Source organism: Pseudomonas sp. GR 6-02, assembly GCF_001655615.1.
Lineage (GTDB): Bacteria > Pseudomonadota > Gammaproteobacteria > Pseudomonadales > Pseudomonadaceae > Aquipseudomonas.
Genome location: NZ_CP011567.1, coordinates 860,628 through 879,907, shown reverse-complemented (window position 1 = coordinate 879,907; position 19,280 = coordinate 860,628). Strand labels below are relative to the sequence as shown.

The window sequence follows — 19,280 nt, the reverse complement described above, 5'->3', positions numbered from 1 at the left end:
AGTTAGAGGCTGCGAGCAACCTGAACCTTCTCGAAGACTTCGATCTTGTCACCGACTTTGACGTCGTTGTAGCTCTTCACGCCGATACCGCATTCCATGCCGGCACGTACTTCGGAAGCGTCATCCTTGAAGCGGCGCAGGGATTCCAGCTCGCCTTCGAAGATAACGATGTCTTCACGCAGTACACGGATTGGACGGTTACGGTGAACAACACCTTCGATAACCATGCAACCGGCGATCGCGCCAAACTTCGGCGAACGGAACACGTCACGCACTTCAGCGGTACCCAGGATGTTCTCGCGAACATCGCTGCCCAGCATACCGGTAAGAGCTTTCTTGACGTCTTCGATGATGTCATAGATCACGTTGTAGTAACGCATATCCAGACCTTCCTGCTCGACGATCTTGCGAGCGCCGGCATCGGCACGCACGTTGAAGCCGAACAGTACAGCGTTGGAGGCCAGTGCCAGGTTGGCGTCGGATTCGGTGATACCACCGACACCGCCACCGACCACACGCACTTGCACTTCGTCGTTACCCAGGCCATTCAAGGCACCGTTCAACGCTTCCAGCGAACCACGGACGTCGGATTTGAGGACGATGTTGAGCGTCTTCTTCTCTTCCTGACCCATGTTCTCGAAGATGTTTTCAAGCTTGCCGGCGTGAGCACGGGCCAGTTTGACTTCGCGGAACTTGCCTTGACGGAACAGAGCCACTTCACGGGCTTTCTTCTCGTCAGCAACTACGCTCATCTCGTCGCCAGCGTCCGGAGTACCGTCCAGGCCGAGGATCTCGACAGGGATGGAAGGACCGGCTTCCTTGATTGGCTTGCCGTTCTCGTCGAGCATGGCGCGAACGCGGCCATAGTTCGAACCGACCAGCACCATGTCGCCCTGGCGCAGGGTACCGTCTTGAACCAGAACGGTTGCAACCGGGCCACGACCTTTGTCGAGACGCGATTCAACCACAACACCACGACCAGGGGCCGATGGGGTTGCTTTCAGTTCGAGAACTTCAGCTTGCAGCAGAACAGCTTCGAGCAACTCGTCCACGCCGGTACCGACTTTCGCCGAAACCGATACGAACGGGGTGTCGCCGCCCCACTCTTCCGAAGTCACGCCGTGAACCGACAATTCGCTACGGATGCGATCGAGATCGGCGCCCGGCTTGTCGATTTTGTTCACTGCAACAACCAGAGGTACGCCAGCCGCCTGAGCGTGCTGAACAGCTTCAACGGTCTGCGGCATTACGCCGTCGTCCGCTGCAACCACCAGGATCACGATGTCGGTCGCCTTGGCACCACGGGCACGCATGGCGGTAAACGCGGCGTGACCAGGGGTGTCGAGGAAGGTGACCATGCCGCGTTCGGTTTCAACGTGGTACGCACCGATGTGCTGGGTGATACCACCGGCTTCGCCAGCAGCTACCTTGGCACGACGGATGTAGTCGAGCAGCGAGGTCTTACCGTGGTCAACGTGACCCATTACGGTCACAACCGGTGCACGGGAGAACGTCTCACCTTCAAACTTCAGGGACTCGGCCAGGGAATCTTCCAGGGCGGTGTCGCTGACCAGGGTCACTTTGTGGCCCAGCTCTTCGGCAACCAGTTGGGCAGTTTCCTGATCCAGTACCTGGTTGATGGTCGCTGGGGTACCCAGTTTGAACATGAACTTGATGATTTCAGCAGCCTTGACCGACATCTGCTGGGCGAGATCGCCAACAGTGATGGTCTCGCCGATCTTCACTTCGCGCACAACAGGGCCGGTTGGGCTCTGGAAACCGTGGGCGTTGCGTTTCTTCAGCTTGGCCTTGCCGCGACCACCACGACGGAAGCCATCGCTTTCTTCGTCGGTAGTACGTGGGGCAACGCGTGGAGCAGGCGCCTTTTCCTTGACCGAAGCACGATGTGGAGCGTTTTTGCGCTCGCCATCACCACTGCCACGACGATTGCTATCGTCGGCACGTGGTTTGTCCGGACGACGCTGCTCGTCGCGCTTGCGAGTGTCGGCTGCCGGTGCAGGTGCAGGTGCAGCGGCCACGACCGGGGCGCTTTCACGCACAGGTTCGGCAACTGCAACAGGCGCTGCGACAGCTTCGACAGGAGCGGTTTGCGCAGCAGCAGGCTGGCGACGCGCTTCTTCTTCGGCGCGACGCTTGGCTTCTTCTTCAGCCTTCTGACGTGCAGCATTTTCTACTGCGCGACGTTCTTCCAGTTCGCGTTTGCGCTCGGCTTCGATTTCTTCCGGGCTGCGCTGCACGAAGACTTTCTTCTTGCGTACTTCAACGCTGATGCTTTTGCTGCCAGCAACACGCAGGGTGCTGGTGGTTTTACGCTGCAGCGTGATCTTGCGTGGTTCTTCCACTTTCGCCTTGTGGCTGCTTTTCAAGTGAGTCAGCAAAGATTGCTTCTCACTGTCAGTCACATGTTCTTCGGCGGCGGTGTGCGGCAGACCTGCCTCACGCATCTGCTGCAACAGGCGCTCTACCGGTGTTTTGACCTCATCGGCCAGTTGTTTCACCGTGACTTGCGTCATGCACTTCTCTCCTCAGGCCGCGCCTAATTACTCGAACCAGTGGGCTCGGGCGGCCATGATCAACTTGCCGGCACGATCATCGTCAATGCCGTCGATGTCGAGCAGGTCGTCAATAGACTGCTCGGCCAGGTCTTCGCGGGTAATTACGCCGCGCACCGCCAGTTCCATCGCCAAATCCTTGTCCATGCCCTCAAGCGAGAGCAGGTCTTCGGCCGGATGGGCGTCTGCCAGCTTTTCCTCAGTAGCGATGGCTTTGGTCAACAAACGATCCTTGGCGCGAGCGCGAAGCTCGTTGACGGTTTCTTCGTCAAAGCCGTCGATGTTGAGCATTTCTTCCAACGGTACGTAGGCAATCTCTTCCAGGCTGGTGAAACCTTCATCTACCAGCACCTGTGCCAGGTCTTCGTCGACTTCCAGCTCGTCGATAAAGTTGCGCAGGATGTCGCCAGTTTCTGCTTGTTGCTTAGCCTGGATGTCCGATTCGGTCATCACGTTCAGGGTCCAGCCAGTCAACTGGCTAGCCAGACGCACGTTCTGACCACCGCGACCGATGGCCTGAGCCAGATTGTCTGCGCCAACGGCGATGTCCATTGCGTGGGCATCTTCGTCAACGATAATTGCCGCCACTTCAGCCGGCGACATTGCATTGATCACGAACTGAGCAGGGTTATCGTCCCACAGGACGATGTCCACACGCTCACCGCCCAACTCGCCGGACACTGCCTGGACGCGCGAACCGCGCATACCGATGCAAGCGCCTTGCGGATCGATGCGTTTGTCTTTGGAGCGGACCGCGATCTTGGCACGCGAACCCGGGTCACGGGATGCAGCCATTACTTCGATCAGGCCTTCAGCGATTTCCGGCACTTCGATGCGGAACAACTCGATCAGCATTTCCGGCGCGGTACGCGACAGGATCAGCTGCGGGCCGCGGTTCTCGGTGCGGATTTCCTTGAGCAGCGCACGCAGACGCACGCCAACCCGGAAGGTTTCGCGAGAGATGATGTCTTCACGGGCCAGCAACGCTTCTGCGTTATTGCCCAGGTCGACGATCACATTGTCGCGGGTGACTTTCTTCACGGTGCCGGAGATGATTTCCCCCAGACGCTCGCGATAGGCATCAACGACTTGAGCACGCTCGGCTTCGCGAACTTTCTGCACGATGACTTGCTTGGCAGTCTGTGCAGCAATGCGGCCGAACTCGATGGATTCGATTTTTTCTTCGACAACGTCACCGACCTTGGCGCCAGGATGCGTTTGCGCAACCTTGCTTGGCCAGGTTTCGATAGCCGGATCGTCCAGGTCTGCTTCTTCGACGACCGTCCAGCGACGGAATGTCTCATAAGCACCGGTGTGGCGATTGATTTCCACACGCAGATCGACTTCGTCCTCGAAACGTTTTTTGGTAGCAGTGGCCAGAGCCAGCTCCAGCGCTTCAAAAATTACGTTTGCCGGTACGCCCTTTTCATTGGATACCGACTCAACAACCAGCAGTACTTCTTTGCTCATCGTACGCCTCGCCTTTCGCAAGCCATTGGATCCGCGGGATCCGCGTCTCAGTCAAAACTGGGAATAATGTTGGCCTTGTCGATCATATCGATCGGCAACAGGAACTCATGGTCTTCAACCTGCACCACGACGTCCTGCTCTTCTACACCGCGCAGAAGGCCCTGAAAGTTGCGTCGACCTTCAAAAGGCGAGCGCAGCTTGATCTTCACTTGTTCACCGGCAAATTTTGCAAACTGCTCAAGAGTGAACAGTGGGCGTTCCATGCCAGGCGAGGAAACTTCAAGGGTGTACTCAACGGAGATTGGATCTTCAACATCCAGCACACCGCTGATCTGGCGACTGACGATGGCACAATCGTCCACCAGCACGCCGCCTTCTTTATCGATATAAACGCGCAACATTGAGTGGCGACCTTGAGCCGAAAACTCAATACCCCAGCATTCATAGCCTAGGGCCACGACCACCGGGGCCAGCAAGGCCTGCAACTCTTCTAGCTTGCTCGACACCTGAACCCCCTCGTGCATGTATGTGCATGCTATGCAAAATAAAAAAATGGGCGAAACGCCCATCCTTGAAACGCCGCCGAATAGCGGCGTTGAAAGTGTCCAGCTAACAAAAAGCCCCTGAAAAGGGGCTCCTTAAACTGGTTGCGGGGGCCGGATTTGAACCGACGACCTTCGGGTTATGAGCCCGACGAGCTACCAGACTGCTCCACCCCGCGACAAAGCTGGGGCGGAAGTATACGACCGATCCCTGACAGGGTCAATGTAACCTTCCACCTACAAGAAAGCCCGCAACAGCGGGCTCTCCTGATAATTGGTACCGAGAAGGGGACTCGAACCCCTACACCCTATGGGCACAACCACCTCAAGGTTGCGTGTCTACCAATTCCACCACCTCGGCAATACTACGTTTGAAACTCTTCTTACTTCTGCTCTTGAGCTGGAGGCACGTCAGTCGCTGGAGTAGCCGACTTTTGCTCTTGAAGCACCGGGACATCATCAGAAGCCGGTTTTTGCTTTGGAACTTCCAACACTGCTGGGTTTGGCAAACCTACTTGAGTCAGCTGGTGAGCTTTCTCTTTAGCAAAGTAACCTAACCCCAAGCTGGTCATGAAGAAACCGGCGGCAAGTATAGCAGTAAACTTACTAAGAAAGGTAGAGGTACCTTGGCTTCCGAACACAGTATTTGAAGCACCTGCTCCGAAAGATGCACCAGCGTCCGCACCTTTACCCTGCTGCAGCAATACCAGAGCAACTACGCCCAACGCACCCAGCAGATGAAAAACGACTACGACTGTTTCCAGCATTTTTTCAGTTTCCCGCGGCGCGACAAATCGCACCGAACTCATCTGCATTCAGGGAAGCCCCACCAATGAGCCCCCCATCGATATCCGGCATGCCGAACAGTTCGGCCGCATTGGCCGCCTTCACGCTGCCGCCGTATAGAAGCCGCACACCTTGTGCGACTTCAGAATTCTCTGCCGCCAACTGGGCGCGAATGGCTGCATGCACATCCTGCGCCTGTTGCGGCGAAGCAGTCAGCCCGGTACCAATGGCCCAGACCGGCTCGTAAGCGATTACTGCCTTTGCAAAAGCACCAACACCCAGCTCCTCGATGATGCTGCCCAGCTGACGCCCGACAACCTCAAGAGTTTTTCCAGCTTCGCGCTGCTCGAGGGTTTCCCCTACACACAACACCGGAATCAAGCCACATGCCTGTGCTGCCGCAAATTTGCGATTCAGCGTCCCGTCGAGCTCACCCATTATCTGGCGGCGCTCAGAGTGCCCGACAAGCACCAGGGAACAACCTGCATCCACCAACTGACTCGGTGAAATTTCACCTGTCAACGCACCCTGCCCGGATTCAATCGCAGAGTTCTGCGCGCCGACCGAAATCGACTTCCCTTGCAAACCATCAATCACTTGATTGATATACAAGCAAGGCGGGAACACCGCGACATCAACACCGCTCGGCAAGGCCAGATGACGAAGGCCGTCGATCAGCTCAGCGACGCTGGCGCGGGTACCGTGCATCTTCCAGTTACCAGCTACCATAGGGCGACGCATGCTGTACCTCGTCGGTCAAAGTGGGCGCAGATGTTACCCAACACAATCATGGCTGGCAAGCCGAAATCAGGCAGAAACTTCAGTTACCAGTTTTGCCAGCTCTTCGGCGTAATCGCGAACCTGCGTTTCGTCCTCGCCTTCGACCATGACACGCACCAGCGGCTCCGTCCCGGACTTGCGCAACAACACGCGCCCGCGGCCCGCCATCGCTTGAGTGACACGATCACTGGCCTCCTTGACGGTCGGATGCTCGAGCGGGCTCACACCACCGCCAAACCGCACATTGATCAACACCTGAGGGCACTTGCGCAACGCCTGACGCGACTGAGCCAGGCCTTCTGCGCGCCGTTTCAGCGCCATCAAGACCTGCAACGCAGCAATGATCGCATCCCCGGTAGTGGTGTGACTGAAGCAGACAATGTGCCCCGAGTTTTCACCGCCCACCAGCCAATCGCGCTCCAGCAACTCGGAGATGACGTAACGGTCACCAACGTTGGCCCGCACAAAAGGAATCGCCAGATCCGCCAGGGCCAACTCCAGCCCCAGATTACTCATCAGCGTACCGACCACACCGCCCTGCAACTTGCCACGTTCTTGCAGATCGCGAGCGATGATGAACAGCAGCTCGTCACCATCGACGACAGCACCGGTGTGATCAACCATCTGTACCCGATCACCGTCACCGTCGAAGGCAATACCCAAATCGGCGCGCTCGGCCAGTACGGCGGCTTGCAGCGGCGCCATATGGGTCGAACCGCAATTATCATTGATGTTCAGGCCGTTAGGATGGGCAGAAAGCACAACGACATCAGCCCCCAACTCACGGAACACGCTAGGCGCCACTTTATAAGTTGCGCCGTGAGCACAATCGAGCACGATTTTCAGGCCGGCAAAACTGGTGCCGGTAGGAACGCTACTCTTGCAGAATTCGATATAACGGCCCGAGGCATCGTTGATTCGCGACACTTTGCCGATCTTGCTCGACTCAACCACAGTCATCGGGGTGTCTAGCAGCTCTTCGATCATCAGCTCGACTTCATCCGGGAGCTTGGTGCCCTTACCAGAGAAAAACTTGATACCGTTGTCGTCATGAGGGTTATGCGAAGCGCTGATCACGATGCCGGCTTCGGCGTGAAAGGTCCGCGTCAAATAGGCGATGGCCGGAGTCGGCATTGGCCCCAACAGCATCACATCAGCACCGGCCGAGGTCAGCCCAGCCTCAAGCGCCGACTCGAACATGTAACCGGAGATACGGGTGTCCTTGCCCACGAGCACCTTGCAGGCGCCCATGCTGCGAAATGCCATGCCTGCCGCCCAGCCAAGCTTGAGCATGAAATCAGGAGTGATAGGGTATTGACCGACCCGACCACGAATGCCGTCGGTGCCAAAGTATTTCTTACTCATAAGTACTCCATCTTTCTTATTCAGCTGATTCTACGGCGGCAATCATCCGCACCACGTCGACCGTTTCCGCTACATCATGGACGCGCAATATACGCGCACCTTTGACCGAAGCCAGCGCCGCAAGTGCCAGACCACCATGCAGACGCTCTCCCACAGGTCGATTCAAGGCCTGGCCGATCATGCTCTTTCGCGAAACACCGACCAACAGAGGCCGCCCCAAAGCATGCAGGGCCTCCATATGCTTAAACAAACTTAGATTGTGCTGCAGGGTTTTCGCGAAGCCGAAGCCCGGATCAAGAATGATCCGCTCAGCAGGGATACCTACCGAGGCACACTGAACCATGCGCTCGGCAAGAAACTCGCCGACCTCTTTCGTAACATCCTGGTACTGAGGGTTGTCCTGCATGTCGCCCGGCTCGCCGAGCATATGCATCAGGCACACCGGCAAACCGGTGGCCGCCGCTGCATCCAGAGCACCATCTCGACGCAACGAGCGTACGTCATTGATCAACCCCGCCCCCAGCCTTGCGGTTTCACGCATGACGGCAGGCGTGGAGGTATCGACCGAGATAATCACATCCAGTTCGCGACTGATGCGCTCAACGATAGGCGCTACGCGCTCTAGCTCTTCAAGCGGCGAAACGGCCCTGGCACCGGGCCGGGTCGATTCACCACCGACGTCGATCAGCGTCGCACCGGCCACCACCATCGCCTCGGCGTGGCGCAGGGCCGCGTCCAGCTGGCTGTATCGGCCGCCATCGGAAAAGGAATCGGGAGTGACATTGAGAATGCCCATGACATGCGTCTGGGCCAAATCAAGAACCCGGTTGCCGCAAGACAACCGGGTCGAGGACTGAACAGAAGTCATTTCAAACCTTAAACGTCAGCAGCCGGGCCGCCGATAGGTGTTTCCGGACGCCCATCCTGCACCACCGGAGGTGTGCCGGAAGTGTCGTTGCCGCCAGACCAGTCGCGAGGTTCGCGAGGCGTACGACCCGCCATGATGTCATCGATCTGATCGGCATCGATCGTCTCGTACTTCATCAAGGCATCCGCCATCGCATCAAGCTTGTCACGGTTATCCGTGAGGATCTGCTTGGCCGTGCCGTAGCACTGGTCAATGATGCTGCGCACTTCGGAGTCGATCAGCTTGGCCGTCTCGCCAGAGAAACTGGCATGCTGACCACCGCCGCCACGACCGAGGAACACTTCGCCCTCTTCTTCGGCGTACATCAATGGACCGAGTTTTTCCGACAACCCCCACTTGGTCACCATGTTTCGTGCTATCTGGCTGGCACGCATGATGTCGTTGGACGCACCGGTGGTGACGCCATCGAAGCCCAGGGTCATCTCTTCAGCGATACGACCGCCGTACAGCGAGCAGATCTGGCTGATCAGTGCACGCTTGGACAGGCTGTAGCGATCTTCTTCCGGCAGGAACATGGTCACACCAAGTGCGCGACCGCGCGGAATGATCGACACCTTGTAGACCGGATCATGCTCAGGCACGACGCGACCGACGATAGCGTGGCCGGCTTCGTGATAAGCAGTGTTCTGCTTTTCTTTCTCGGACATGACCATGGATTTGCGCTCGGCACCCATCATGATCTTGTCTTTGGCCAGTTCGAACTCTTTCATCTCGACGATGCGCTTGCCGGCACGAGCCGCAAACAACGAAGCCTCGTTCACCAGGTTGGCCAGGTCGGCACCGGAGAAACCAGGAGTACCACGAGCGATCACGGCCGGAGCGACGTCGTCACCCATCGGCACTTTGCGCATGTGGACTTTGAGAATCTGCTCGCGACCACGGATGTCCGGCAGGCCAACCACGACCTGACGGTCGAAGCGGCCCGGACGCAGCAACGCAGGGTCCAGTACGTCCGGACGGTTGGTCGCGGCGATGACGATGATGCCGTCATTCATTTCGAAGCCGTCCATCTCTACCAGCAACTGGTTGAGGGTCTGCTCGCGCTCATCGTGACCACCACCCATGCCGGCACCACGGTGGCGACCGACGGCGTCGATTTCATCGATGAAGATGATGCATGGCGCATGCTTCTTCGCCTGCTCGAACATATCACGGACACGGCTGGCACCGACGCCGACGAACATTTCGACGAAATCGGAACCGGAAATAGTAAAGAACGGTACTTTGGCTTCGCCGGCAATCGCCTTGGCCAGCAAGGTTTTACCGGTACCCGGAGGACCAACCATCAGCACGCCGCGAGGAATGCGACCGCCCAGGCGCTGGAACTTGCCCGGATCACGCAGGAACTCGACCAGCTCGCCGACTTCTTCCTTGGCTTCGTCACAACCTGCAACGTCAGCCAAGGTGGTTTTCACCTGATCTTCGGAGAGCAGGCGCGCCTTGCTCTTGCCGAAACTCATCGGCCCACCCTTGCCACCGGCACCGCCCTGCATCTGCCGCATGAAGAACATGAAGACGGCGATGATCACCAGGATCGGGAAGCTTGCGACCAGGAGTTGAGTCCAGATACTTTGCTGCTCAGGTTGCTTGCCTTCGACCACAACGTGGTTATCCACGAGGTCGCCGATCAGACCGTTGTCCTGGATTGCCGGACGGATGGTCTTGAAGCTGTCGCCATCGTTGCGCTTGCCTGTAATCACGTAGCCATCAACCGCTACGCGCTCGACCTTGCCATCCTTGACCTGCTGGATGAAGTCGGAATAGTTGAGGGTCTGCGGCTCGTTAGGGCTGGAGAAGTTGTTCATCACCGTCACCAGGACAGCTGCGATGATCAACCACAGGATCAGATTCTTTGCCATATCGTTCAATTAACTACCCTCTGAAGCAAGCTCCGCTAATGGCGCGCGCTTCGCATGATATTCACCGGCCTAACTTACTACATTACCTACGGCTCTGGCAGGCGCCGTCTGTAACCCTTTGTGAAACACTTTCTACACAATATTCGCTAATGCACGCGGGGCGAAATATGAAAAACCTATCACCCCGCCAAAAAACCTCGTTTTACTCACTACGCCCGCGGTAACCCCAAGCCAACATGTATTGCTCGCGGGAACTGTCACGGGAAGAGTCTGGCTTGATCATCTGGATCTTGTCGAATTTCCGACGAGCATCCTTCAGGTAAACATCAAACCCTTCGCCCTGAAAAATCTTGATCACAAAATTACCACCCGGCTTGAGTATCCGTTCCGCCAAATCAAGCGCCAGCTCGCAAAGAAACATGGCTTTTGGCATGTCCACTTCAGGCGTACCACTCATATTGGGGGCCATATCGGAAATCACAAGGTCCACCTGCGAATTACCCACAGCTTCAAGGATCCGCGTGAGCACTTCGTCCTCGGTGAAGTCCCCCTGAATGAAAGTCACGTCCGGAATGCTGTCCATTTCCAGAATGTCCGAGGCAATCAGTCGCCCCTGACCACCAATCAGACGACTAGTCACCTGCGACCATCCGCCGGGCGCCGCACCCAGGTCGACAACGCTCATGCCGGGACGGATCAGCTTGTATTTCTCCTGGACCTCCAGAAGTTTGTAACTCGCACGCGAGCGGTAGCCATCCTTTTGCGCCTGCTTCACATAGGGATCGTTGACATGTCTTTTCAGCCAACCAAGGCTTGTCTTGGAACGCGCCATTGGGCACCTCGATGATAAGGGTCGTGATTAATTGGGCGGATCCACGAGCCCTCGGGTAAAATGGCCGCCATTTTACAGAATCCAGACGAAAGGGTCAGATTATGCCGCTCACTCAAGAGCAGAAGAAACAGTACAAGTCCATTGGCCACCATCTGAAACCAGTTTTGATTGTGGCTGACAACGGCCTGACTGAAGGTGTGTTAGCCGAACTTGAACGCGCTTTGGCGGATCACGAGCTGATCAAAATCAAGCTCAACATCCTCGATCGCGAATCGCGCCTGGCAGCCATTGCAGAACTCTGCAAGGCCGGCAAAGCCGATCTGGTTCAGGTCATCGGCAAGATGGCACTGATTTATCGCAAGAACTTCAGCGTCAACAAGCAGTTGTCGAACGTCCATCGCTTCAAGTGATGGCAAGGGTCAAGGGTGTGCTTCGCGCACCCTGACACTCCATCCAGGCACCGGCTGCATCACCAGCACCAGCCCGGAAAACCCCAGGACAAGATAGCTGAACAACTGCCAATGCAGCGCCTGCGGCCAACCGAAGCGTACTGCGAAATACATCGCGCACCCATACAGCGCCATCAGCAGCAGTTGCCCGCGAATATCCCGCCATAGACTGGCAAGACCCTCGGCCTGTACCAGCACCAAAGCCTGAAAAATCACACTCGCTGTGGCGAATCCCACCATCAGCGTATTCAGCGCACCTGCAATTTCGTCGATCAGCAGCGGCGCCAAGCCTATTTGCCCCAGCACCGGCAGCAGACCGATGTGCAACAACCACAAGCCGCCAACCCAGAGCATCTGGGTCAGCTGCCAAAGCATGGCACCCGCACGTAGCGGGCGCCTTCTTTCAGATGTGGCGAACTTCGACAATCTCATACTCGATAACGCCACCCGGCGTTTTGACCGCCACCACATCACCCTCTTCCTTGGCGATCAAGGCACGGGCGATCGGCGAACCGACGGAGATCTTGCCGAGCTTGATGTCTGCTTCATCCTCACCAACGATCTGGTAAGTCACGCTTTCATCGGTCTCGACATTGGCGATTTCGACGGTGGTGCCGAAAATCACCTTGCCGGTGTGCTCGATGGTCGTTACGTCGATGACCACAGCGTTTTGCATGCGGCCTTCAATGTCACGAATCCGCGCCTCGACCATCCCCTGCTGCTCGCGAGCAGCGTGGTATTCGGCGTTTTCCTTCAAGTCACCCAACTCGCGGGCCGTACCGATGTCCTGACTGAGTTTCGGACGAACGACCTTGGTCAGATGAGCGTGTTCTTCTTCCAGGGCTTTAGCGCCCTTGACGGTCATTGGGTATTTGATCATGCCTTCAATCCTGCGTGTAGATCCTGCAAGCGGCGCACGGTCTTCTCAGGACCGAACTTCAGCGCTTCGCAGATAGCTTCGCCAGCAGCAATAGTAGTGGTGCAGTAGATCTTGTGCTGCAAGGCATTACGACGAATGGAGTAGGAATCAGCGATCGACTGACGACCTTCGGTGGTGTTGATGATCAGAGTGACTTCGTCATTCTTGATCATGTCGACCACGTGCGGACGACCCTCGGTCACCTTGTTCACACGACGCACTTTCAGGCCTGCAGCTTCGATCAGCTTGGCAGTACCGGCAGTGGCGACCACTTCGAAGCCCAAGTTGATCAGATCACGGGCCACGCCTGCAACCAGCGGCTTGTCATCGTCGCGCACGCTGATGAACGCGGTACCACCGGTTGGCAGCACTTCACTGGCGCCCATCTGGGCTTTGGCAAAGGCTTCGCCGAAGGTGTCGCCCACGCCCATCACTTCACCGGTGGACTTCATCTCCGGACCCAGGATCGGGTCCACGCCAGGGAATTTGGCGAATGGGAACACCGCCTCTTTCACGCTGTAGAAGTTCGGAATGATTTCTTTGGTGAAGCCGATTTCCTTCAGGGTTTTACCGGCCATCACGCGAGCCGCGACCATCGCCAGGGACACACCGATGCACTTGGAGACGAACGGTACGGTACGGGATGCGCGCGGGTTGACTTCGATGACGTAGATGTCTTCGCCTTGCAGCGCCAACTGAACGTTCATCAGGCCGACCACGCCCAGTTCCAGGGCCATTTTCTTGACCTGTTCGCGCATCTCGTCCTGGATATGTGCAGGCAGCGAATACGGCGGCAGGGAGCACGCGGAGTCACCGGAGTGAACGCCGGCCTGCTCAATGTGCTGCATGATCGCGCCGATCACCACGTCGGTGCCGTCGCAGACCGCATCCACGTCCATTTCGATCGCGCAGTTGAGGAAGTGGTCCAGCAGCACCGGGCTGTCGTTGGACACTTGAACCGCTTCACGCAGGTAGCGCTTGAGTTCTTCCTCTTCGTAAACGATTTCCATCGCACGCCCGCCCAGTACGTAGGACGGACGAACCACCAGCGGGTAACCGATTTTGGCGGCGGCACGAATCGCTTCATCTTCGCTGCGCACGGTGGCGTTAGGCGGTTGACGCAGGTTCAGACGCTCAACCATCTGCTGGAAGCGCTCACGGTCTTCGGCGCGGTCGATGGCGTCAGGGCTGGTGCCGATGATCGGCACGCCGGCGGCTTCCAGGGCACGGGCCAGTTTCAGCGGGGTCTGACCGCCGTACTGAACGATCACGCCTTTTGGCTTCTCGACGCGGACGATTTCCAGCACGTCTTCCAGGGTCACTGGTTCGAAGTACAGACGATCGGAGGTGTCGTAGTCGGTGGAAACGGTTTCCGGGTTGCAGTTGACCATGATGGTCTCGTACCCGTCATCGCGCAGGGCCAGTGCTGCGTGTACGCAGCAATAGTCGAACTCGATGCCCTGGCCGATGCGGTTTGGACCGCCACCCAGGATCATGATCTTGTCGCGACCCGACGGCGCAGCTTCGCACTCTTCCTCGTAAGTCGAGTACAGGTACGCGGTGTCGGTGGCGAACTCGGCGGCGCAGGTGTCGACGCGCTTGTAGACCGGGAACACTTCCAGCTTGTGACGATGGGTACGCAGGTTTTTCTCGGTGACGCCCAGTAGCTTGGCCAGACGCTGATCGGAGAAGCCTTTACGCTTGAGGCGGAACATCAGGTCGCGGTCGATAGCGGACAGACCCAGGATCTTGACCTTCTCTTCTTCCTTGATCAGATCTTCGATCTGCACCAGGAACCACGGGTCGATCATGTTCATGCCGAAGATGTCTTCGACCGACAGGCCCGCGCGGAACGCGTCAGCCACATACCAGATACGCTCGGCACCCGGCACGGTCAGTTCGCGCTTGAGGATGCTCATGCTTTCCGGGTTGCTCAGGTCGAGCTTCTCGTCCAGGCCGCAAACACCCACTTCCAGACCGCGCAGAGCTTTCTGCAGGGATTCCTGGAAGGTCCGGCCGATGGCCATGACTTCACCGACCGACTTCATTTGAGTGGTCAGGCGTGCGTCGGCTTTCGGGAATTTCTCGAAGGCAAAGCGTGGCAGTTTGGTGACGACGTAGTCGATGGACGGCTCGAAGGACGCCGGGGTCTTGCCGCCGGTGATGTCGTTCGACAGTTCGTCGAGGGTGTAACCGACGGCCAGTTTCGCCGCGACCTTGGCGATCGGGAAACCGGTGGCTTTCGATGCCAGGGCCGAGGAACGGGATACCCGCGGGTTCATCTCGATGACCACCATGCGACCAGTGTTCGGGCAGATGCCGAACTGGACGTTGGAGCCGCCGGTTTCCACGCCGATCTCGCGCAGTACCGCCAGAGAGGCGTTACGCAGGATCTGGTATTCCTTGTCGGTCAGGGTCTGTGCGGGTGCAACCGTGATCGAGTCACCGGTGTGCACGCCCATCGGGTCGAAGTTTTCGATGGAGCAGACGATGATGCAGTTGTCCTTTTTATCGCGGACAACTTCCATCTCGTATTCTTTCCAGCCAATCAGCGATTCGTCGATCAGCAGCTCTTTGGTCGGCGACAGATCCAGACCGCGGGCGCAGATTTCTTCGAATTCTTCACGGTTGTAAGCGATACCGCCACCGGTGCCGCCCATGGTGAAGGACGGACGAATGATGCACGGGAAGCCCAGACGATCGAGAACCGCGTTGGCCTCTTCCATGCTATGGGCGATACCCGAACGCGGGCAGTCCAGACCGATGGATTTCATCGCCTTGTCGAAGCGCGAACGGTCTTCAGCCTTGTCGATGGTGTCAGCGTTGGCGCCGATCATCTCTACGCCGAACTTCTCCAGAACGCCTTCGCGCTCCAGGTCCAGGGCGCAGTTCAGGGCGGTCTGGCCACCCATGGTCGGCAGCAGCGCGTCCGGACGCTCTTTCTCGATGATCTTGGCAACGGTCTGCCACTTGATCGGTTCGATGTAGGTGGCGTCGGCCATGGCCGGGTCGGTCATGATGGTCGCCGGGTTGGAGTTCACCAGGATGACGCGGTAACCCTCCTCGCGCAGGGCTTTACAGGCCTGGGCGCCGGAGTAGTCGAATTCGCAGGCCTGGCCGATCACGATCGGGCCAGCGCCGAGAATCAGGATGCTTTTAATGTCTGTACGTTTTGGCATGGGTTGTCACTCAAATCCGCAGGTCAGTCGGCAAGCCGTCTTGTTCAATCTCTGAAGCCTTGAGGGGGCCGCCGGTTTCGGGACCGCCCCCAGGCTTCGCTACATCAGGGCGAGCGATCAGCGTCGCTTGGCCATTTCGTTGATGAAGCGATCAAACAGTGGCGCTACGTCGTTCGGGCCAGGGCTGGCTTCAGGGTGACCCTGGAAGCTGAAGGCGCTCTTGTCGGTACGCTCGATACCTTGCAGGGTGCCGTCGAACAGCGATTTGTGGATCGCCCGAACGTTGCCTGGCAGGGTCGCTTCGTCTACCGCAAAACCGTGGTTCTGGCTGGTGATCATCACCACACCGCTGTCCAGATCCTGAACCGGGTGGTTTGCACCGTGGTGGCCGTGGCCCATTTTCAGGGTCTTGGCGCCGGAGGCCAGAGCCAGCAGTTGGTGGCCGAGGCAGATACCGAATACCGGGATCTCGGTTTCCAGCACGTCTTTAATGGCCTGGATCGCGTAATCGCATGGCTCAGGGTCACCCGGGCCGTTGGACAGGAACACGCCGTCCGGCTTCAGAGCCAGAACGTCAGCCGCCGGCGTTTGAGCTGGCACCACGGTCACGCGGCAACCGCGCTCGACCAGCATGCGCAGGATGTTCAGCTTGACGCCGTAGTCGTAGGCAACCACGTGATATGGCAGATCGGAAGCGTCGATGGTCGCGTGGCTGTCGGTCTTCAAGTCCCAGACAGTCGAGCGCCACTCGTACTTCTCTTTGGTGCTGACGACTTTCGCCAGGTCCATGCCTTTGAGGCCAGGAAAACCCTGGGCAGCGGCGATGGCGGCTTCTTCGGAAATGTTGTCACCGGCCATGATGCAGCCGTTCTGCGCGCCTTTCTCACGCAGGATGCGTGTCAGGCGGCGAGTGTCGATACCGGCGATTGCCACGACATTATTGGCTTTCAGGTAGTCGGACAGAGACATCGTGTTGCGCCAGTTGCTCGCAACCAGTGGCAGGTCACGGATGACCAGGCCAGCGGACCAGACGCGATCGGACTCGGCGTCTTCCGGCGTAGTACCAGTGTTGCCGATGTGCGGGTAAGTCAGGGTAACGATCTGTTGGGCGTAGGAAGGATCGGTAAGGATTTCCTGATAGCCGGTCATTGCGGTGTTGAACACCACCTCACCAACGGTTTGTCCGTCGGCTCCAATGGCTTCGCCGCGAAAAATGCTGCCATCAGCAAGGGCGAGTATGGCTGGCTTAGTCAAGAAGACCTCCCGTAAATAAAGCCTGAAAGGGCGATCGCAGGTTGTAAAAAAGCGGAGTGACGTATGGACACGTCACCCCGCTTCTTCATCGAATTATTCTGCGCGCTTTTAGTGGACACACTAAAGCTGTAGCTTACAGAAAAAGGCATTTTTGGTCTACCGCCAATGAGCCCTAAAGGCCGGAGAATGCGACAGGACGTCGCTTGGCGGTTTAAAACCGGGCTCAAAGGCTATGTTTGAACCCGGTTTCGGCTGCATCTTAACGCAGGTCGAGCACGTCTTGCATGTCGTAGAGGCCTGGCTCACGACCGTCCAGCCACAAAGCCGCACGTACCGCACCCTTGGCGAAGGTCATACGACTGGATGCCTTGTGCGTGATTTCAAGTCGCTCGCCCTCGCAGGCGAACAGCACCGTATGATCACCGACCACATCACCACCGCGAACAGTGGCAAAGCCGATCGTTTCACGCTCGCGCGCACCGGTGTGACCTTCACGTCCATAGACCGCAACCTTCTGCAGATCACGATCCAGCGCATTGGCGATTACTTCACCCATGCGCAGCGCCGTGCCCGAAGGCGCATCGATCTTGTGCCGATGGTGAGCCTCGATGATTTCGATATCCGCATCATCACCCAGCACGCGCGCAGCCATGTCGAGCAGCTTCAGCGACAGGTTTACACCGACGCTGAAATTGGCCGCGAACACGATAGGAATATCCTTGCCCGCCTCGGCCAGCAACTGCTTCTGCGCGGCGTCCAATCCTGTCGTGCCGATCACCATGGCCTTGCCCGCCTTACGGCAGAAAGCCAGGTTTTTCAGCATGACTTCCGGGAGCGTGAAGTCGATCAGCACGTCGAACTCATCAGCCACCGAATCCAGGCTACCGGACAGCGGCACACCAATACGCCCCAACGAGGCCAGCTCACCGGCATCCACGCCAATCAGCGTACTGCCGGGGCGCACGATGGCGGCGGTCAGACCGGTCAGCGGCGCGCGCTGCTGCACCGCCTCGACCAGGATCTTGCCCATGCGGCCGGCGGCACCCATCACAGCTATACGTCGCATGCTCACTCCTTACAAATCGCCGAAGAAGCGCTTCACGCCTTCGAACCAACCAGTGGTTTTCGGCGAATGACTGTTGTCGTCCGCCAGGGAGCTGCGGAACTCTTCCAGCAATTCGCGCTGGCGACGACCCAGGTTGACCGGGGTTTCGACCGCCACACGGCACATCAGGTCGCCAGCGCCGCCGCCACGTACCGGCGCAACGCCTTTGCCGCGAACACGGAACTGCTTGCCGGTCTGAGTCCCCTCAGGGATCTTCAGCTTGACCCGACCATCAAGGGTCGGAATCTCCAGCTCGCCGCCCAACGCTGCGTCGACGAAGCTGATCGGCACTTCGCAGAACAGGTGCTTGCCATCACGCTGGAAGATCGCGTGCTCACGCACATTGATCACCACGTACAGATCGCCGGTCGGACCACCCTGCGCGCCTGCTTCGCCTTCGCCGGACAGACGAATACGGTCACCGGTATCGACACCGGCCGGCACTTTGACGGAAAGCGTCTTGTACTCTTCGACACGACCTTCGCCGTGGCAGGAATCGCACGGATCGGAAATGATCTTGCCCTGGCCATGGCAACGCGGGCAGGTCTGCTGCACCGAGAAGAAGCCTTGCTGCATGCGTACCTGACCGATACCGCCACACGTCGGGCAGGTGACCGGCGAGGAGCCTTTCTTGGCACCCGAGCCGTCACACGGCTTGCAGTTGACCAGTGTCGGAACACGGATATTCACGGTTGTGCCGCGCACCGCTTCTTCCAGGTTCAACTCCAGCGTGTAACGCAGGTCGCTGCCACGCTGCGCGCCGCCACGGGAGCCGCCGCGACCGCCACCGAAGAAGTCACTGAAGACATCGCCAAAGATATCGGAGAAGTTCTGGCCACCAAAACCGGCACCGCCGCCACCCATGCTCGGGTCGACACCGGCATGACCGTATTGGTCATAGGCCGCGCGCTTGCTGGAATCGGACAGCACTTCGTAGGCCTCGTTGGCCTCCTTGAACATATCTTCCGACGCTTTGTCATCGGGATTACGGTCCGGGTGGTGCTTCATCGCCAGGCGGCGGTAGGCCTTTTTCAGGTCTGCTTCGCTTGAGCCACGCTCAACACCCAATACTTCGTAATAGTCACGCTTTGCCATAAGTCTTTGCACTCTTAAGGACGTTCGACAAACCTCTCCTGAGCCTCGTCAAACTCGTTGAGCCCCAATACAGGCCCGGACCCAACTCACGTCAATTCAACGATCCTGGTCTTTGATTCGATGCGGCACTTTCGGCGCGGAAAG

The 19,280-nt window shown here is 58.0% G+C and carries 16 protein-coding genes and 2 tRNA genes; 1 reads left to right on the top strand and 17 read right to left on the bottom strand.

Features of this window, described 5'->3' with window-relative positions; translation table 11 throughout:
- Window positions 1–2 precede the first annotated feature (2 nt).
- From infB to rlmE, 11 genes are all read right to left on the bottom strand, one after another.
- Window positions 3–2,534 (bottom strand): translation initiation factor IF-2, encoded by a 2,532-nt coding sequence (infB, locus tag PGR6_RS03770; RefSeq protein WP_018929488.1) that lies wholly within the window; start codon window positions 2,532–2,534, stop codon window positions 3–5.
- A 27-nt stretch (window positions 2,535–2,561) separates the two neighbouring features.
- The gene (gene nusA / locus PGR6_RS03765; RefSeq protein WP_007933547.1) at window positions 2,562–4,043 is read right to left on the bottom strand and encodes a transcription termination factor NusA; all 1,482 of its coding nucleotides are present in this window, start codon (window positions 4,041–4,043) and stop codon (window positions 2,562–2,564) included.
- 47 nt (window positions 4,044–4,090) lie between these two features.
- Window positions 4,091–4,549, bottom strand: a complete 459-nt coding sequence (gene rimP / locus PGR6_RS03760; protein ID WP_007973115.1) for a ribosome maturation factor RimP — start codon at window positions 4,547–4,549, stop codon at window positions 4,091–4,093.
- A gap of 138 nt (window positions 4,550–4,687) precedes the next feature.
- Window positions 4,688–4,764 (bottom strand) — tRNA-Met (locus tag PGR6_RS03755).
- A gap of 96 nt (window positions 4,765–4,860) precedes the next feature.
- Window positions 4,861–4,946, bottom strand: a tRNA-Leu gene (locus tag PGR6_RS03750).
- Window positions 4,947–4,968: 22 nt separating this feature from the next.
- A complete protein-coding gene (gene secG, locus PGR6_RS03745) occupies window positions 4,969–5,352 on the bottom strand; it encodes a preprotein translocase subunit SecG (protein WP_018929487.1) in 384 nt (127 codons plus the stop codon).
- Between the two features lie 4 nt (window positions 5,353–5,356).
- Window positions 5,357–6,112: a triose-phosphate isomerase gene (gene tpiA / locus PGR6_RS03740; protein WP_007933541.1), complete on the bottom strand. Its 756-nt coding sequence runs from the start codon at window positions 6,110–6,112 to the stop codon at window positions 5,357–5,359.
- 66 nt (window positions 6,113–6,178) lie between these two features.
- Complete coding sequence (glmM, locus tag PGR6_RS03735; protein ID WP_018929485.1) at window positions 6,179–7,516, bottom strand: phosphoglucosamine mutase; 1,338 nt, start codon at window positions 7,514–7,516, stop codon at window positions 6,179–6,181.
- A 16-nt stretch (window positions 7,517–7,532) separates the two neighbouring features.
- On the bottom strand, window positions 7,533–8,384 hold the full coding sequence (folP, locus tag PGR6_RS03730; RefSeq protein ID WP_026286672.1) for a dihydropteroate synthase: 852 nt from the start codon (window positions 8,382–8,384) through the stop codon (window positions 7,533–7,535).
- 8 nt (window positions 8,385–8,392) lie between these two features.
- Window positions 8,393–10,303 (bottom strand): ATP-dependent zinc metalloprotease FtsH, encoded by a 1,911-nt coding sequence (gene ftsH, locus PGR6_RS03725; RefSeq protein WP_018929483.1) that lies wholly within the window; start codon window positions 10,301–10,303, stop codon window positions 8,393–8,395.
- A gap of 202 nt (window positions 10,304–10,505) precedes the next feature.
- On the bottom strand, window positions 10,506–11,135 hold the full coding sequence (gene rlmE, locus PGR6_RS03720; protein WP_007933535.1) for a 23S rRNA (uridine(2552)-2'-O)-methyltransferase RlmE: 630 nt from the start codon (window positions 11,133–11,135) through the stop codon (window positions 10,506–10,508).
- A gap of 101 nt (window positions 11,136–11,236) precedes the next feature.
- Between rlmE and PGR6_RS03715 the strand changes: the two genes are divergently transcribed.
- Complete coding sequence (locus tag PGR6_RS03715) at window positions 11,237–11,545, top strand: YhbY family RNA-binding protein (RefSeq protein ID WP_007900503.1); 309 nt, start codon at window positions 11,237–11,239, stop codon at window positions 11,543–11,545.
- Window positions 11,546–11,554: 9 nt separating this feature from the next.
- On the opposite strand, the gene PGR6_RS03710 is transcribed toward PGR6_RS03715, so the two are convergent.
- The 6 genes from PGR6_RS03710 to dnaJ form a co-directional block, all read right to left on the bottom strand.
- Window positions 11,555–11,959, bottom strand: coding sequence for a hypothetical protein (locus PGR6_RS03710; RefSeq protein ID WP_007933533.1), 405 nt, complete (start codon window positions 11,957–11,959; stop codon window positions 11,555–11,557).
- A 28-nt stretch (window positions 11,960–11,987) separates the two neighbouring features.
- Window positions 11,988–12,464, bottom strand: a complete 477-nt coding sequence (gene greA, locus PGR6_RS03705; RefSeq protein ID WP_018929481.1) for a transcription elongation factor GreA — start codon at window positions 12,462–12,464, stop codon at window positions 11,988–11,990.
- Window positions 12,461–15,682, bottom strand: coding sequence for a carbamoyl-phosphate synthase large subunit (gene carB, locus PGR6_RS03700; RefSeq protein WP_064616140.1), 3,222 nt, complete (start codon window positions 15,680–15,682; stop codon window positions 12,461–12,463). Before carB ends, greA begins: the two co-directional genes overlap by 4 nt.
- Before the next feature lie 117 nt (window positions 15,683–15,799).
- Window positions 15,800–16,936 (bottom strand): glutamine-hydrolyzing carbamoyl-phosphate synthase small subunit, encoded by a 1,137-nt coding sequence (gene carA, locus PGR6_RS03695; RefSeq protein ID WP_018929479.1) that lies wholly within the window; start codon window positions 16,934–16,936, stop codon window positions 15,800–15,802.
- A gap of 259 nt (window positions 16,937–17,195) precedes the next feature.
- The gene (dapB, locus tag PGR6_RS03690) at window positions 17,196–18,002 is read right to left on the bottom strand and encodes a 4-hydroxy-tetrahydrodipicolinate reductase (protein ID WP_026286671.1); all 807 of its coding nucleotides are present in this window, start codon (window positions 18,000–18,002) and stop codon (window positions 17,196–17,198) included.
- Window positions 18,003–18,011: 9 nt separating this feature from the next.
- Window positions 18,012–19,136 (bottom strand): molecular chaperone DnaJ, encoded by a 1,125-nt coding sequence (gene dnaJ, locus PGR6_RS03685; RefSeq protein WP_018929477.1) that lies wholly within the window; start codon window positions 19,134–19,136, stop codon window positions 18,012–18,014.
- Window positions 19,137–19,280: the final 144 nt, after the last annotated feature.